Genomic DNA, 14,760 nt, shown 5'->3' with positions numbered 1-14,760 from the left:
CTAGCGGAGAAGACCAAGGTCGATCAGTAACCAACGCTGATCCTCGAACGTCAGCGCTGCCCTGCTTGCCGAGTTCGTTGCGGCTGTCGGCTCTTGATAAAGCGATCCATCTGGCGTCCGAATTTCGATCGGTTCCTGGATGACCTGCACTGCGGCGACTTGGGTGGACACTGTCGGATCAAAGTCAGCCTCAACGCTCGTCGATCTGATTGCGGCCCCGGATATCCATCGCCCCTCTCGCCAACCGCTCTCGACTCCTTTATGCAGGGACGTGCATAAGGCGCACGTCGACCTACTAAGTGGCGTCAGTTGCTCAGTCTGCCCGGTCTCGTAGCTGTAGCTCAACTGGGCGTACCAGTACCCAATAAACGCCTCCAGCCCCGCCTTCGAGTTCTCCTTTGCCAGCTCCGGCATCACCGGAACGGGCACGTTCTCCGCCTTCCCCTTCGCGTCGGCAGGCTTGTAGACAGGAGGCGCTGACGGAGTAGCCGAAGCGGAGGGAACCGAAACGCTCGCGGTGGGCGACGCCGTCGTCGAACTTGTTTCTGAAGGTGGGCCGCCAGGCACGGAGCCACCCTGACAACTGCTCAGAAGCAGCGCAGCGGTCAGAGCCAAAACCGCCGTTCGGACGCGAACAAAAGAAAAAGAAGCAAACGAAAGGCGTGACATGACAGACTCCCCAGCAGCTGTTTGGCGGTGTGCCGGTCAGTCTAGGCCGGGAGTGAAGTTCCATTCATGTCAGAAAACGCGGCCTGTGGATAAGTGTCAGGCGCTGCCACCCACAAAACCACCTACCCCCGAAGCTTCTCCATATCCCGGCGGTCCTTCTTGGTGGGGCGGCCCGCGCCGCGGTCACGCTGGGGGAGTCCCAGCTTAGGGGCAACTGGGCGCGGGGGAGTGTGATCGGTGAAGCAGTGGGAAGCGGCCTCGGCCCCAACACGCTTCGCGATGAGTCGCCGGACTTCGAGTATCCGTTCCCAGCCGGACTCGCGGACCCGGATGGTGTCGCCGATGATCACGCTCTGCGACGCCTTGACAGGGTTTCCGTTGATGCGGATGTGCCCGGCACGGCAGGCAGCGGTGGCGGCCGAACGGGTCTTGTAGGCGCGGATCGCCCAAAGCCAGGCGTCGACGCGGACATTTGCCGGGGATGATGTCGGGATACTCATGGTTGGGAAGAGTCTAACCGGGCCTTCGCAAGACCCGCGAGAACGCCGGAAACGTGTGAGCAGGCCGGGAAGCCACCGAGTACGCCGGAGCGCTCCGGCGATCACGCAGCGTTCCAGCGATCTCGGCGCGTCGGGCCGCGGCGGGCCGCGCCGGGACCCGGACGGAGGCCGGTACCGAAAGAACTACCGCACCGTCACCTCGACAACCTGCGCCATGTTGTTCCCGATGCCCTGGTAGTTCCACACCTGCTCCGTGGGCTGCAGCGCGCCCGATGTATCCATCGCCCGACACCGAAGAACGTGCTCGCCCGGACTCGCGACCCACACCATGGACCACGAGCGCCAAGCGAAATCACCCATGGGAGGTTCCAGATGCGCCGGCATCCATTCGCCGTCGATTCCTACCTCAACGCGCTCCACCTCGCCGTGCCCGGACCACGCACGCCCGTGCAGCATCACGGGACCGGCGTCCACCACGCGTCGCCGAGTATAGAAGTCCGGGATTCCCGGCGGAATCATGAGGGAGCGCACCCGGATATGGGAAACGGGAATCCCTGGCCCGTCAGGGCCCTGAAGATAGTGATACGCCACAGCCTGCTGGAACCCCATGAACCGCGACTTCACGGCCTCGATCGACGTCAACCACTTCACACTCGCCATGCCATACCAACCCGGCACCAGCAGCCTGAGCGGGAACCCGTGCTGGATGGGCAAAGGGTTGCCGTTCATGGCGTAGACCAGCATGACTTCGGGATGCATCGCTTCTGCCACCGAAAGGCTGCGCGCGTAAGGCTCTTCGACGCCACCTTGGATCCCGTTGTCAGCACCGGTAAAAACAAGTTCGACGGCGTCGCTCGCCAAACCTGCTTCCTCCAGCAAAGGCGCCAACGGGGTGCCGGTCCACTCGGCTGTACCCACGGCACCCAGAACCCAGGGTTGGCTGACGGGACGGGGTTGCAGAAGCGACCGGCCGTTGCCTGCGCATTCAAGGGTGACAGGCATGGTCACGGCGGGCCGGGCTTTGATGTCCTCAAGACTCAACTCGAGACTCCGATTGACTGCGCCACCCAGACTCAATCGCCATGTCTCCGCGGAAACGTGTGGGATATCGAAGTGGATCAGCAGGTAGTGAAGGCCGGCCGGCGTAATGTCGTCGTGCAGGGCCTCTAGTGGCATGGAGTGATTCCGCCCGGAGAGCTGCAGTTCCTCATGGGTCAGTGGACCTTGGGTCGGCTGTCCGGGGTTGGCGGTTTTCGTTGCTCTTTGTTTGACATGGTGCTTGGACATGGGACGGCGGCGTTCTACTCGAAGCTAAACGCTGCGGAGTGCCGCAGCACCTAGGTCAAGGATCACGCTGCAGCCGAACCTCGTCAATAGCTCGTTGTGAGGCCTGCTCTGCGCCCAAAAGCGAGCACAGAGCGTGCAAAGTAGGCCCCGCAACGCAAAGGTGGCTACCGGCGTCGTAATTCCGGGTACTCAAGGTGGGGTGCAACCGTGCCGGCATCGCGCTCTAAAAAGTTCACGGCGGGGGCAACGATGTCGTCGATTTCGTCGAGGATCGCCTCGCTGAGCACCACATCTGCAGCCTTCAAATAGTCGGTGAGGTGGTCCTCGGTCCGCGGCCCGATGACCACGCTGGTGACTGCCGGGTGGCTAAGGGCGAATCCCACGGCAAGCTGGATCAGGGTCAACCCATGGCGGGCGGCAAGCTGCGCGAGGGCATCTGCGGCGTGCAGTTTTCCTTGGTTAAAGGGGGCATTGACGTCGAAGCGGCCCGGAACCGCAGCCGATCGCGAACTTTCCGGCTGGCCGCCGCCGACGCGATAACCACCAGCCAGCCACCCGCCGTCGAGCGGCCCATAACTCAAAACCCCGACGCCGTACTGCTGGGTGATGGGGAAAACGTCCCGTTCGTTGGCTCGTACCAGGAGCGAATATGGAACTTGGTCCACCACTGGCGGCGTCAGGTGGTTGGTGTTCGCGATCCACTGGGCCTCCACAAGCTGGGCCGGGCTGAACACGGACGTGCCGTAGTACAGGATCTTGCCCTGCCGAATGAGGTCGTTGAGGGCTGTGATGGTCTCCAACAGATCAGTGTTATAGTCCGGGCGGTGCGCTTGGTAGAGGTCGATCCTGTCCGTGTTCAGCCGCCTCAAGCTCTCCTCCACAGCCCGGACAATCCACCGGCGCGAGTTTCCCGCGTGCGCAGGGTTTGAGCCCATCTGGCCGTGGAACTTGGTGGCAAGGAAAACGTCGTCGCGGCGGCTGTGGATGGCCTGGCCAACCACAGTTTCGGCCTCGCCCTGTGAGTAGATGTCAGCCGTGTCAATGCTGGTGATACCGGCGTCAAGGGCGGCCTTGATGATGCGGATGCTCTCCGCTGGACCCGTGGGTGCGGCGCCGGTGCCGAAGTTCAAGGTTCCCAGAGTGAGGGGGCTGATCAGGGCGCCAGTGCGTCCAAGCGTTCGTAGCTCGTTGAGGCTCATGTCGGCTTCCTGTGGTGGGGCAGTGCTGGATGTTCAATCGAGGCTACACACGGCCGCCGGAGGCATAAACGCAAATGGTAGAAGTTCTTCGTTTTTCGTCTTGCGAGGTAATGGAAGCGGCCTTACTTCGCGACATTTCTTGACATACGGCAACACAAATGTCTTTCAAATCAACAAATATTGCCGTTCTCCCAAGCAGGTGAATTATGGGAAAGGAACTCAGGCTACGCACGAATAGGGGACAGCGGAATGACACAGACCACAGTGGAAGAAACGGCGGCCATCAAGGCAGCATTTGCGCAGTTTCCGTCCGGAGTTGCTGCATTCAGCGCGATGGTGGATTTCACGCCGGAGGCCCTGGTGGCGTCGTCCTTCACGGTTGGCGTTTCACTGGAACCGCCCTTGGTGATGTTCGCTGTGCAGAACTCCTCAACCACCTGGCCGAAACTCCGTCAGGCCCAGCGCTTGGGCGTTTCGGTGCTCGCCGAAGGTCAGGAAGCGACGGCCCTCCAACTGGCCTCCAAGACGCGCGACCGTTTCGCCGGGCTGGACACCAGCGTGAGCGACTCAGGTGCAGTGCTGATCGACGGCGCGGTGCTGGGATTCGAATGCGAAGTCATCTCCGAGACCCCGGCCGGTGATCACGCGATTGTGGTTCTCGAGGTAAAAGCGACCGCCGTCAACCTCGAGTCCAAGCCCTTGATCTACCACGGTGCGACGTTCCGGCAGCTGGCAGCGTAGGCGTCACCTAGGAGTTGCGGCTGGCGCCGCTGAGCGAACCTTTTCGAATCGGGCTCGGAGACTTTCCACTCTTGGAAGTGTTCGGGCCTGGTTTCTTGGCTCCGTTGCTTGAGCCAGGGCCCTTGGCCTCGCCCGACTGTGTCGGGCCGTTGTCCGGCCTCTTGGGCGGGAAGTCCGGACGCTTGGGAGCCGGAGTTTTGCCATTGGGCGACGGCGCGGGGTCGTCAAGGTCGCGGACAGTCACCTTAATAGCGGGTGGCTGTTGTGCCTTGGCGCGCGCAGCCGCCCGTTCATCTGCTTCTGCCACAGCATCCGCCCAATCCTTTGCAAGCACAGGCGGTTCTTTGGCAGCTGCCACGACTATGGGATGGTGGGCGGTCTGGCGTTCCACCACCGATTTCACTTCGGCCGGTTTCGGCAGGTTGCGGGGGTCGACTTTCGCCTTCCACGCGCCTTCCTTCAGCGTGGAAGAGGCGCCAGACAGCCGCCGTCGAACATCACCCATAAGGTCGCGCTTAGGCGCGGGAGCCGCGGCGGGAGCGGTAACCGGCGCAACTGCAGCGGGTTCGGAAACTGCGGCAGTTGCAGGTGCTCGGACGAAAGCAGGCTCTAGTGCGGAAGGAGCGGAATCGTCAGCAGCAGCCATGGGCTCCGGCACGTGCGCCTGATGCTGGGGGAGGTGAACGATGGGAGTGTGGTCCTTCTTGGGGAAAATCCCCACCATCGCCAAGAGGATGATCGACAGTAGCCGTCCAATTCCGGCGACCACCAGCGTGATGATAATGATCAACCCGAGCCCCAGGAACATCAGGACCGCGAGTCCCAATGTGCCCAAATACGTCAGGTTGATGGCGAGTGTTGTCGGATCCTCCACGTTAGCCTCCCCTGGCCGTCGTTTTGTGATGCGCCCATTGCCCACCCAGCTTGCATCTATAAGCCTAAGGTCCAGCACCGACGGAATCACGCCCCGCCCCACACTCTGGCGGGGTTGTTTCAAAGCTGTTATACGGCGTGGGAAAATATGTTGCCCAGCTCTCATTTTTAGCCTTAGATTGGGACCTCGTGACCCCTGATTCAGCCCGACTCCGCAACGGCGCTTGCCCATGTCTCTCCGGCGAGCAGTACGTCGATTGCTGCGGACGGTTCCACCGCGGCGAGGCGGACGCGCCCACAGCCGGGCAACTCATGCGCTCCAGGTATGCGGCCTTCGTCGTTCTTGATGCCGGCTACCTCCTGCGCACCTGGCACGCCTCCACCCGTCCAACGTCCATGGACCTCGATCCAGACACGGAGTGGCGCAGGTTGGACATCGTTCGCACTTCGAATGGCGGACCCTTGGACACGACAGGGACCGTGGAGTTCGCTGCGCACTACAGGCTCGACGGCGAACGCGGCGTCCAGCGCGAAATCAGCCGCTTCGTGCGGGAAGACAAGCGCTGGTTCTATGTGGATGGGGACGTTCGTTAACGGCTCACCGGTAGCTGCGGTGCAGGTTCTCCTTGGTTGAGGCGCCCGGCGACGCATCGCCGATCCAGGGGCCGGTTCCTTCGGATTGGTCCAGGACGCCGGCTTCCAACCAGGCGTAGTCGCCGGCGAGGACCTTGCGCGAAAGGTCGTGATCGCCGTCGTCAGTATTCCTCCACAGCTGATCGAAGTATTCGTCCACCCGCACGCGCGCCTGCTCGCAGAACGCGTCGGCCAGTTCGTACGCGGTAGCGCCTTGTTCGGGGTGGGTTTGGAGCAGCATCTCGGCGCGTGAACAGCACGCGGCCATGGCGAACAGTTCAGCACCGATGTCTACGATCCTGCCCAGGAACGCCTGCTTGTGCTCAAGCCTGGCCTGCCACCTGCCCATGCCATAGAAGGTCTGCCGGGCAAGCCGCCGTGAGGACCTTTCAACGAATCTCAAGTGCTTGCCCAAGCGCCCGAACTCAGCATAGGACCGCGGATCCATCCCGGCACCGGCCACGAGCTTGGGGAGCCATTTTGCGTAGAAGCCGGAGGCCCCGACGGCGGCCCTCGCCTTGTCTTGCAGGCTCGCATCCGCAGAGGCGAGATCGCCCGCGGCGGCAAGGTGGGCATCCACGGCTTCGCGGGCAATCAGGAGCTTCATGATTTCGCTGGAGCCCTCGAAGATCCGGTTAATGCGGAGGTCCCGGAGGAGTTGCTCGGCCGGTACTGCCCGTTCACCGCGGGCTTCCAGGGAATCGGCTGTTTCGAAGCCCCGGCCGCCGCGGATCTGCACGAGTTCGTCCGCGATGCGGCAGCTCAGTTCCGTGGACCATAGTTTGGCCAACGCGGCTTCTATACGAACGTCCTTTTGGCCGGCATCAGCCATTTCGGCGGAAAGTTCGAACACGGCTTCCAGTGCGAAAGTGGTGGCGGCGATGAAGGCGATCTTCTTGCCCACGGCCTCGTGTTTGCCCACCGGCCGCCCCCACTGGGTCCGGGCGTTGGACCATTCGCGGGAGATTTTCAGGCTCCACTTTCCGGCAGCGACGCAAAGGCCGGGGATGGAGAGCCGTCCGGTATTAAGCGTCGTGAGGGCGATCTTGAGGCCTTGGCCTTCACGGCCGAGCCTGTTGGCCGCAGGGACGCGAACCTGGTGGAAGCGCGTCACGCCGTTCTCGATGCCGCGCAGGCCCATGAAGACGTTGCGGTTCTCCACGGTGATGCCGGGGGAGTCCATTTCCACTACGAAAGCGGAGATACCGCCCTTGTGCTCGGTGCCGTCAGCATCGGTGTGGGAAGGCACCCTGGCCATGACCACCACGAGTTCGGCGATCACGCCGTTAGTAGTCCACAGTTTCACGCCGTCCAAAAGGTAGGACTCGCCGTCGTCGGACAGCACTGCAGTGGCGCCCATGCGCGCGGGGTCGCTGCCGACGTCGGGCTCTGTCAGGAGGAACGCGGTAATAGCGCCGGCGGCACAGCGCGGCAGGTATTCCTGTTTCTGCTCGGGCGTACCAAATTCTTTTACGGGTTCCGGAACGCCGATGGATTGGTGGGCGGAAATCAGGGCGCCGAGGCTCGGATGTACGGATCCCAGCAGGGCAAGGGCGCGGCCGTAATAGACTAGAGATAAGCCCAATCCGCCATATTCGCTTGGAATCTTCATGCCGAAAACACCCAGGTCCGCGAGCCCTTTCAGGTATTCGTCGGGAATCCTGGCATCGCGCTCGATGACGCGGCCGGACATGGTTTTGGCGAATGTCACCAAGCGGGCCATGAATTCCTCGCCACGCTGGACATCTTCGGTTCTGGCTTGCGGCCACGGGTGTATCAGGCTGAGGTTAAAGCTGCCCAGGTACAGGCCCTTGGCGAAACTGGGCCGGTTCCATTCTGTTTCCCGGGCAGCCTCGGCAACGGCGCGGGCTTCTTCTGCGGTGGCATTGACGCTTGCGGCGGCGAGACTGTTGTCAGTGGCGGACGTCATGGGATCACTCCTCTACCCGGTGGTGCCGGATGGAGCCAAGGTCCGCCTTGGGTGCGAACCCTTCAGCTGTCCCTCAATGCTACCCGCGAGTAGCTACCGGTGCTAGGGGAAACCTGTGGCTGGAATTCGGCAGGAATTTCCACTTGCCCTGCGTGGTGAACCACGCGGTCCCATGCAAAGTTGATGCCGTGGACCAGACCGCCCAGCACTGCCTTAGTGGCGTACCAGGCAAGGCCCATTGCTCCGATAAGAATAATTGTTGCCATTGCTGCTGCGGCGATAAAGGCCACCAGAATTGCAGCAAAAACCAGCGTTCCAATGAATACGTAAGTGGCTGTATCAAGCGCAGTGAAGTCGAAATTCATGGTTCCCCCCGGGGCGACGATGCATGGGTTGACGCGGCGTGGCTGCGTCGATGCTCTGACACTAGGGGCGGGCGGTCTTTCCGGCCAGAGCAGAAAGGCGTCGTGACGGCGTTGATATGGGATCGAAACGATACCGGGCGGTAGGTTACGAAATGGTTGCGGCGGGCAAGCTTATGAATGATCAGGACGGACTTGCCTGCGGCTCTTCGGGTTGGTTCGACGTCGGCTCTTCGACCGCCAGCCGACCCGCCAGCCGGCCAGCGATGGCCCGCCGGTGGCCCCGGCGACGCTCTGCGTTAACCTTGTACGGGGCAGTTTTCGCTGCCAGCCAGGTTTCGCAGCAGCTGAAGGAGAGTAGTTGTCCCGTTCAGCCATGTCCTCCGCCGACGCCATTAGCGCGAGGCTCCGTGACCTCGAACAGTTGACCAAGGGCCCCGCCTGGGCCCTGACGCGGTCCGCGCCGTGGGTGATCGCGGTGCTTCAAGCATCCTTTACCCGCACCCGGCCGCAGCTTCCGCTCGAAGAGTTCCACGCCGACGTCGACGCTTTCCTTGAGCAGCTCCGCCGGCAGGACCCGGCGTTGGGCGGCCAGCAGAACGGCAAGCTTTTCGGCGACGAATGGACCCGGAAGCAATTCCTGACGCGACGCAACCAATCAGGTCAGATCGTTTACGAAGTGACCGAACCCGCTGCCCGTGTGCTCGCGTTCCTGGACAGCCTCTCCAGCGAGCGTTCCACGCTGAACGGTTCGCGGCTTGGCACGCTGCTGGGCGACGTGGAGAAGCTCGCCAACGAGACCAATCCGGACCAGAGCGCACGATTGGAAGCCCTTGAAGAGGAAATCCAAGAGCGCCAGCAGCTGGTGGAAGACATCAGCTCCGGAGAGTTCGACGGGCTCTTGGACGACGAGGAAGCCGTTGAAGCGGCCGGCAACATCCTGGATCTAGCGGCCAGCCTGCCTGCCGACTACAAGAAGATGCGTGACCGCATCGAAGAGTTGGTGGGCGAGCTCCGCAACCAGATCATCGAGGAATCCCTGAGCAAGGGCGCCACCATGGCCCAGGTTTTGGAGGCCGACAAGCGCCTGCGGCAAAGCCCCGAGGGCCGCACCTTCCGCTCGTTCACCGCGTTCCTGGAGGATCCACAGCAGCAGTTGCGGTTCCGCTCCGCTATCGGCGAGGTGCTGAGCCGCCAGTTCGCCGATGACCTCTCCCATGAGGACCGCGAAACGCTGAAAAACCTGGTGGCCGAGCTGCGCACGCAACACAGTCAGATCCAGCGGATTTACGGCAAGCTCTCCGAAAGCCTGAACACTTACATCCAGAGCGACGACGTGAGGCAGTCCGTCAGCCTGCGAAAGGTGTTGGCCGAGGCAGAGCAGGCCATCCGATCCATGCCCTACGAACGCGACCGACCCGGCCTGATCCGCGGACCCGCACTGTTCAATGCCGGGTTCGAGTCGCTGGCCATGGTCAAACTTTTCGACCCCGACGAATTCGCAACACCACCACGCCTGGCTGATCCCATCGCCTTCAGCGACTCCGACCGGGTGCGGTCAGCGCGCACGGGCAAAGCGCGGCCTGAGGTTGTCCGGGCAGCCATGGCCGGCGCAGCCACACTGGGCGATGCATGGGAAAACCTTCCCCCCGAAGAGCGCCACATCAACACCGTGCGCACCCTGCTGTCCATGGCGCTTCAAACGGGTGCGGCCTTCGACCGGGCCGCCTGGGAACACATCGACTTCGAACAAATCGACGGCAGCATCCGCACCGCGTACCTGCCTGTCGTCTCGCTGAACAAGGATTCTGATGACTGAAGAAATCACGACGACGGACATCACCGAAGCGGACGAGGTCACCGAAGAGGCGACTGAAGTCAATGTTGAGGCGGCCGAGCCCGCCCCTGAAGTCAGCCATGCGGACCCATTCCGGGTCACGCCGCGGGATACGTTCGTGGACGGCGCCGCGCTCTTCCCCGGCGACACGGGTGTGCTGCCCATGAAGGTGCGGCACGCGCTGGTGAAACTGCTCAAGGGCCCGTACATCGACGGGGGCCGCGACGAGAAATTGTGGACAACTCTGCTGGATAACCAGTTGATCCTCCGCAGTCGCCTCTCCGAGCTCTTCCTCAGCCTCCAGCTCGACCACGACCGCAAAATCGCCGTCCTCCGGCCCGTTGACCCGGAAGTCATCGGCGCCAGTTCCCGCTCCAGCATTCTCCGCCAGCAGCGTGCCCTGAGCCGAGTGGAAACCATCGTCCTGCTGCGCCTTCGCCTCTTGCTGGACCGACACGTCACAGCCCAGACCGACCCCACCATCACCCGCGAAGAGATCTCGGACCTCGTCGCCAATTACACACCCGCCGGTCAACAGGATGCCCTCCGGGACTCTGACGTTGTCACTCGCACCATCACCAAACTCTTGGCCCGCCAACTTATCCTCCCCACCCCGCTGGACGACACTTACACCATCAGCAACGCCCTCCCCCTGGCTCTTCCTTTCGAGAACATCGGTGACATTCCGGCCCAAATCGAGGCCCTGATAGCAGTAGCAGCCGACGAATCCGGCACAGAGCCGTTGATCGACCTTGACCCCTCCGCTGAAGACGATGACGCCGATGCCGCCCCCGCCCCTTCGCCGGACAGCACTCGTCCTGCGGACGATGCTGCCGGCTCCGACAGGCCCGATGCCACTCCCGGGGCGGCATCGGCGTCGTCTACCTCGAGCGCGCACGTCACCGACCAGATAGACCTCAATTCAAGCAATCACTCCATAGCGGACAACGTGCTTGACGGTGAAGGTGACGAGTCCGCTGAGGCGAGCGGCGATCCCGGAGACATGCGGCAGCATGCGTCTAAGGTGGGCCCACGGGAGCAGGGTTCCCTGGCCGAGCTTGCGAGGCTAGGGGGCTTCCGGGGAGGCACGAGCGAGCATGCAGAGCATGTGTCCGGTACCGCCGCGGACGCAACCGACGCTGAAGGGATGACCAAGTGACTATCGCAAGCATGCTCCCGCTCGGCGAGCTCACCAACCCGGGTCAGATGCGTTTGGCACTCGTGCAGGTGGTCAACTGGGGTACCTTCCATGGGGCGCACACCATGCACGTGGACCGCAAAGGCACGCTCCTTACGGGCAACTCGGGTGTCGGCAAGTCGACCCTCTTTGATGCGATGCTCCGCGTGTTTGATGCCCGTCCGCGCTCGAACGAGGCTGCGGCCCAGCGATCCGGTGGGGCTGTGGAGGACAAGAGGACCACGTTCACTTACATGCGCGGCAAGGTGGGTGATAAGGCGGTGGGGGATAGCTCGGCGAGTGCCTTCCAGCGCCCCGGTGCCACTTGGTCCGCCGTCGCGCTGACGTTTGATAACGCGGCTGGCACGAAGGTGACGGTGTCGGCGCTGTTCGACTTGCCAAAGAATGGCACGGAGTCGAGCGTCGGGCGTTTTTATGTGATTGACAGCAAGCCGTTGGACCTCGAAGCGATCGAGGGCATTGCGCAGAAGCGTTTCACCAAGGGCGCGTTGGAGTCGATCTTCCCTGAGGGCCAGGTCTTTGACGTGCACAAGGCGTTCGCTGAAAGGTTCCGCAGGCTCCTGGGCATCAACTCGGACCAGGCGCTTCCGCTGCTTCGCGTGATCCAAGCCGGTAAGGGCTTGGGTGGCAGCGTGAACACGTTCTTCCGCGACCAGGTGCTGGACGCTCCGGCCACGCTGGCTGCCGCCGATGATGTGGTGGAGGAATTCAGCAACCTGATGTCCATTAGGCAGCGGTTGGAGGATGTCCGGCAGCAGCGGGACCAGTTGGCGCCCGTCCCGGGGCTGAACAAGGAGTATGCACAGGCGCTGCTGGACGCGAACCGTCTCCGGGAGCTGGCCGGCGAGGAGTTCGAGGCCTACAAGCAGCAGCTTGCGGTCACAGTGCACGCCAAGACGCTGGCCCGTTTCAAGGAGTTGGCTCAGTCCAAAGCCCAGGAACTGGCAGCCGAGCGCGGCGTGCGGGATGCCTTGGCAAAGGAGCTCCGCGACCTTGAACTGGACTACAACAATCGCGGCGGCAACGCGATTTCGGCTATTGAGCAATCTTTGGAGAACGCCCGGGTTGGCCTCAAGCTGCGTCAGCAAGTTGAAGATTCGGCAAAGAAGGCGTTGGCCGACGCCGGACTGAATCTTGAGTGGTCCGCCGAGGGGTGGGATCAGGCGCATGAGCAGGCAGCAGCTCGCTCGGCGGAGTTGAAGGACGATTCCGAGGCGCTCAAAGAGCTTCGTTTTGAGGCCTTCGACGGGCATGCGACAAAGAAACGCGAGCTTGCCGCGGCCCAGCAGGAGCTGCTTTCCTTGCGTTCGCGCAAGTCGTTGCTGCCGCCGTCGAGCATTGAGAACCGGGCTGCTATCGCAGCTGCAACCGGGGTTCCGGAAGAGCGGATGCCGTTTGGTGGTGAGCTGATCGATCTCGCAGAGGGCCAGGATCAGTGGCGTCCGGCCGCCGAGCGAGCGCTGCGCAACCTCGCCACCACGTTGCTGGTTCCGGGTGAGCATTTCGCCGCTGTGACGCGGTACCTGAACGACAACACCGTCCGGGGCGCGCTCCGCGCTGTCGATGTTTCCAAGCCGCTCGCCGGTGGCGCGCTGGCTGTGGAGGACGTGTCCGACGGCGACCTCTTGACTAAGTTGAGCATCCTCACCTCGGGCGCCAATGGCGACGCCGGGGAGTGGATCCGCGAGCGGATTGCCTTGGACTTCGCGTACCCGTGCGTTGAGGATCCTGACGAGCTTGCTTCGATGGACAAGGGCCTGAGCCTGGGTGGCGTGGTTAAACGCAACCGGCACACCGTGGAGAAGGACGACCGTTTCACGAACCGCCAGGACTACGTCCTCGGTTTCGACAACGCTTCCAAGCTCGAACTGGTGGCGGCGCGCGTGGGGGAGCTGGAAAACGAGCTCGTGAAGGCCGCGGAACTTGCCCAGAGCCGCGAGGATTCGCATCAGGGTATGGCTCGCCAGCTCGAAGCACTGCGCCGGGTCGCTGAAGATGAGCGCCCGTGGGAGCAGGTCTCTGCAGCCGTCGCCGCAGATGAACTTGCCAGGATCGAACAGCGCCTCGTCGATGCCCTGGCCGCGCAGGCAGATCTGGAACCGCTGCGTGCCAACATCGAGATTGTCCGGGAAAAGCACCAGTCCTCCACAGGTACGGCCGCCGTCCTGCAGAGCGAATACAAGGCGCTGGACCACAAGATGACCACGGCGGACGGCCTGCTCGATGCGGCGAGATTGAAGCTGGAGCAAGCACCGCCGTCGGCCTCTACCGTCACCGCGCTGGAGCCGTACTTCGACGGCATCGCTGAAGTCTCCGAACTGTACGAGCTCGACAACCTCGCCAACAGCGTCCGGAACAGGCTGCTCGACGAACTGCATGCCGCAGAATCCCGCGGCCAGGCGACGGCCGAACGGCTGACCCGCATGTTCGAGGCGTTCGTGCGTGACTGGGGAAGCGCCATCAGCGCTGACCACGGCACATCGATCGGAGCCGCCGGCGACTTCGAATCCCGGTACCACGCGATCGTCAGCGACGGCTTGCCTGCTCAAGAGGCCGAATTCCGGCTGTTCTTCAACCAACGCACGCACGAATCGTTCAGTACACTCCTGCACTTGCTGGACGAGGAACGCCGCAGCATCACCAGCCGCATCCTGCCCCTCAACGGCATCCTGTCGCAGGTCAACTTCCATGAGGGCAGCTTCCTGGAACTGGACATCAAACAGACCCTTCCGGCCACGGCCAAACAGTTCAAGGACGCCATTCAGAATGCCCTGAAAGCGAAGCACACGCGGCCGTCGCGCAGCGCTGTTGCTTCAACGGGTGCTGGTTCAACGGCAGAAATCGACGACGACGCCGAGCTCACCGCTCGCTATAAGTCGTTGGAGACCTTGGTGAAGCGGCTTGGATCGCAGACACCGGAGGATCGGCGCTGGCGGGCTGAGGTGCTGGACGTCCGCGGGCACCTGTTTATCCAGTGCAAGGAACACCGCGAGGTTGCTTCGAAATCGGGTAAGGCCGGCGCCTCTGGAAAGTCCGGCAAGAAGAAGACCGAAGTCTTCATGCACGCCGACACCGGTTCAATGTCCGGCGGTGAGCGGCAGCGCTTCACGGCATTCATCATGGCCGCGGCATTGAGCTACCAGCTGGGCATCGCCGAGCAAGGCTTTACCACGTACGGCACCGTGATGATGGACGAAGCCTTCGTACTGGCGTCCGAGGAATTCGCGGGTGCGGGGATTAAGGCCCTTCACGAATTCGGGTTCCAGTTGCTCCTTGCAGCACCGGAAAACGTGATTGACCTGTCCAGGCACCTTGGTTCCGTCACTGAAATTCTCCGGGACAAGCGAACCAATCGCTCGGGTGTGCTCACGGCTCCGGTCATCGCAGGACCCGGCGAGCCAGGAGCATGGCGATCCGAAGCGAACCCCGTGGACATCGTCCTGCGCTGACGTCACCTTTCGTCCGGCGGGCCCAAGTAGGTAGCAGATGATGCCGTTTTGAAGGTTCTAAACGGCACCTGCTGCTACCTAC

At 62.6% G+C, this 14,760-nt stretch carries 11 protein-coding genes and 1 pseudogene; 5 read left to right on the top strand and 7 right to left on the bottom strand.

The window, feature by feature from the left end:
* The 4 genes from ACIQTW_RS18430 to ACIQTW_RS18415 all read right to left on the bottom strand — a co-directional run bounded on the left by ACIQTW_RS18430 (position 1) and on the right by ACIQTW_RS18415 (position 3,655).
* The gene (locus ACIQTW_RS18430) at positions 1 to 669 is read right to left on the bottom strand and encodes a DUF6318 family protein (RefSeq protein WP_402939918.1); all 669 of its coding nucleotides are present in this window, start codon (positions 667 to 669) and stop codon (positions 1 to 3) included.
* 122 nt (positions 670 to 791) lie between these two features.
* Positions 792 to 1,169, bottom strand: a complete 378-nt coding sequence (locus ACIQTW_RS18425; protein ID WP_402939915.1) for an RNA-binding S4 domain-containing protein — start codon at positions 1,167 to 1,169, stop codon at positions 792 to 794.
* Between the two features lie 183 nt (positions 1,170 to 1,352).
* Positions 1,353 to 2,456, bottom strand: a complete 1,104-nt coding sequence (locus ACIQTW_RS18420) for a sulfite oxidase (RefSeq protein WP_402939912.1) — start codon at positions 2,454 to 2,456, stop codon at positions 1,353 to 1,355.
* 164 nt (positions 2,457 to 2,620) lie between these two features.
* Positions 2,621 to 3,655, bottom strand: coding sequence for an aldo/keto reductase (locus ACIQTW_RS18415; protein ID WP_402939910.1), 1,035 nt, complete (start codon positions 3,653 to 3,655; stop codon positions 2,621 to 2,623).
* A 249-nt stretch (positions 3,656 to 3,904) separates the two neighbouring features.
* Between ACIQTW_RS18415 and ACIQTW_RS18410 the strand changes: the two genes are divergently transcribed.
* Positions 3,905 to 4,396 (top strand): flavin reductase family protein, encoded by a 492-nt coding sequence (locus ACIQTW_RS18410; RefSeq protein WP_402939907.1) that lies wholly within the window; start codon positions 3,905 to 3,907, stop codon positions 4,394 to 4,396.
* A 7-nt stretch (positions 4,397 to 4,403) separates the two neighbouring features.
* Here the strand turns inward: ACIQTW_RS18410 and ACIQTW_RS18405 are convergent, their stop codons facing one another.
* Positions 4,404 to 5,270, bottom strand: coding sequence for a hypothetical protein (locus tag ACIQTW_RS18405; RefSeq protein WP_402939905.1), 867 nt, complete (start codon positions 5,268 to 5,270; stop codon positions 4,404 to 4,406).
* A 188-nt stretch (positions 5,271 to 5,458) separates the two neighbouring features.
* Between ACIQTW_RS18405 and ACIQTW_RS18400 the strand changes: the two genes are divergently transcribed.
* A complete protein-coding gene (locus tag ACIQTW_RS18400; RefSeq protein WP_402939902.1) occupies positions 5,459 to 5,863 on the top strand; it encodes a YchJ family protein in 405 nt (134 codons plus the stop codon).
* A 4-nt stretch (positions 5,864 to 5,867) separates the two neighbouring features.
* Here the strand turns inward: ACIQTW_RS18400 and ACIQTW_RS18395 are convergent, their stop codons facing one another.
* A complete protein-coding gene (locus ACIQTW_RS18395; RefSeq protein WP_402939899.1) occupies positions 5,868 to 7,832 on the bottom strand; it encodes an acyl-CoA dehydrogenase family protein in 1,965 nt (654 codons plus the stop codon).
* A 62-nt stretch (positions 7,833 to 7,894) separates the two neighbouring features.
* Positions 7,895 to 8,197, bottom strand: a complete 303-nt coding sequence (locus tag ACIQTW_RS18390) for a hypothetical protein (RefSeq protein WP_402939896.1) — start codon at positions 8,195 to 8,197, stop codon at positions 7,895 to 7,897.
* 358 nt (positions 8,198 to 8,555) lie between these two features.
* Between ACIQTW_RS18390 and ACIQTW_RS18385 the strand changes: the two genes are divergently transcribed.
* The 3 genes and pseudogenes from ACIQTW_RS18385 (at position 8,556) to ACIQTW_RS18375 (ending at position 14,678) form a co-directional block, all read left to right on the top strand.
* The gene (locus ACIQTW_RS18385) at positions 8,556 to 10,013 is read left to right on the top strand and encodes a DUF3375 family protein (RefSeq protein ID WP_402939893.1); all 1,458 of its coding nucleotides are present in this window, start codon (positions 8,556 to 8,558) and stop codon (positions 10,011 to 10,013) included.
* Positions 10,006 to 10,842, top strand: a pseudogene (locus ACIQTW_RS18380) (DUF4194 domain-containing protein); the annotation flags it as partial. The gene ACIQTW_RS18385 and the pseudogene ACIQTW_RS18380, both read left to right, overlap by 8 nt.
* 344 nt (positions 10,843 to 11,186) lie before the next feature.
* Positions 11,187 to 14,678, top strand: a complete 3,492-nt coding sequence (locus tag ACIQTW_RS18375) for an ATP-binding protein (RefSeq protein WP_402939890.1) — start codon at positions 11,187 to 11,189, stop codon at positions 14,676 to 14,678.
* Positions 14,679 to 14,760: the final 82 nt, after the last annotated feature.

The sequence above is a fragment of the Paenarthrobacter sp. NPDC090517 genome, assembly GCF_044769165.1.
Classification (GTDB): Bacteria; Actinomycetota; Actinomycetes; order Actinomycetales; family Micrococcaceae; genus Arthrobacter.
Note: the sequence above shows the minus strand (reverse complement) of the source record. Positions and strands in the feature narration are given on the sequence as shown.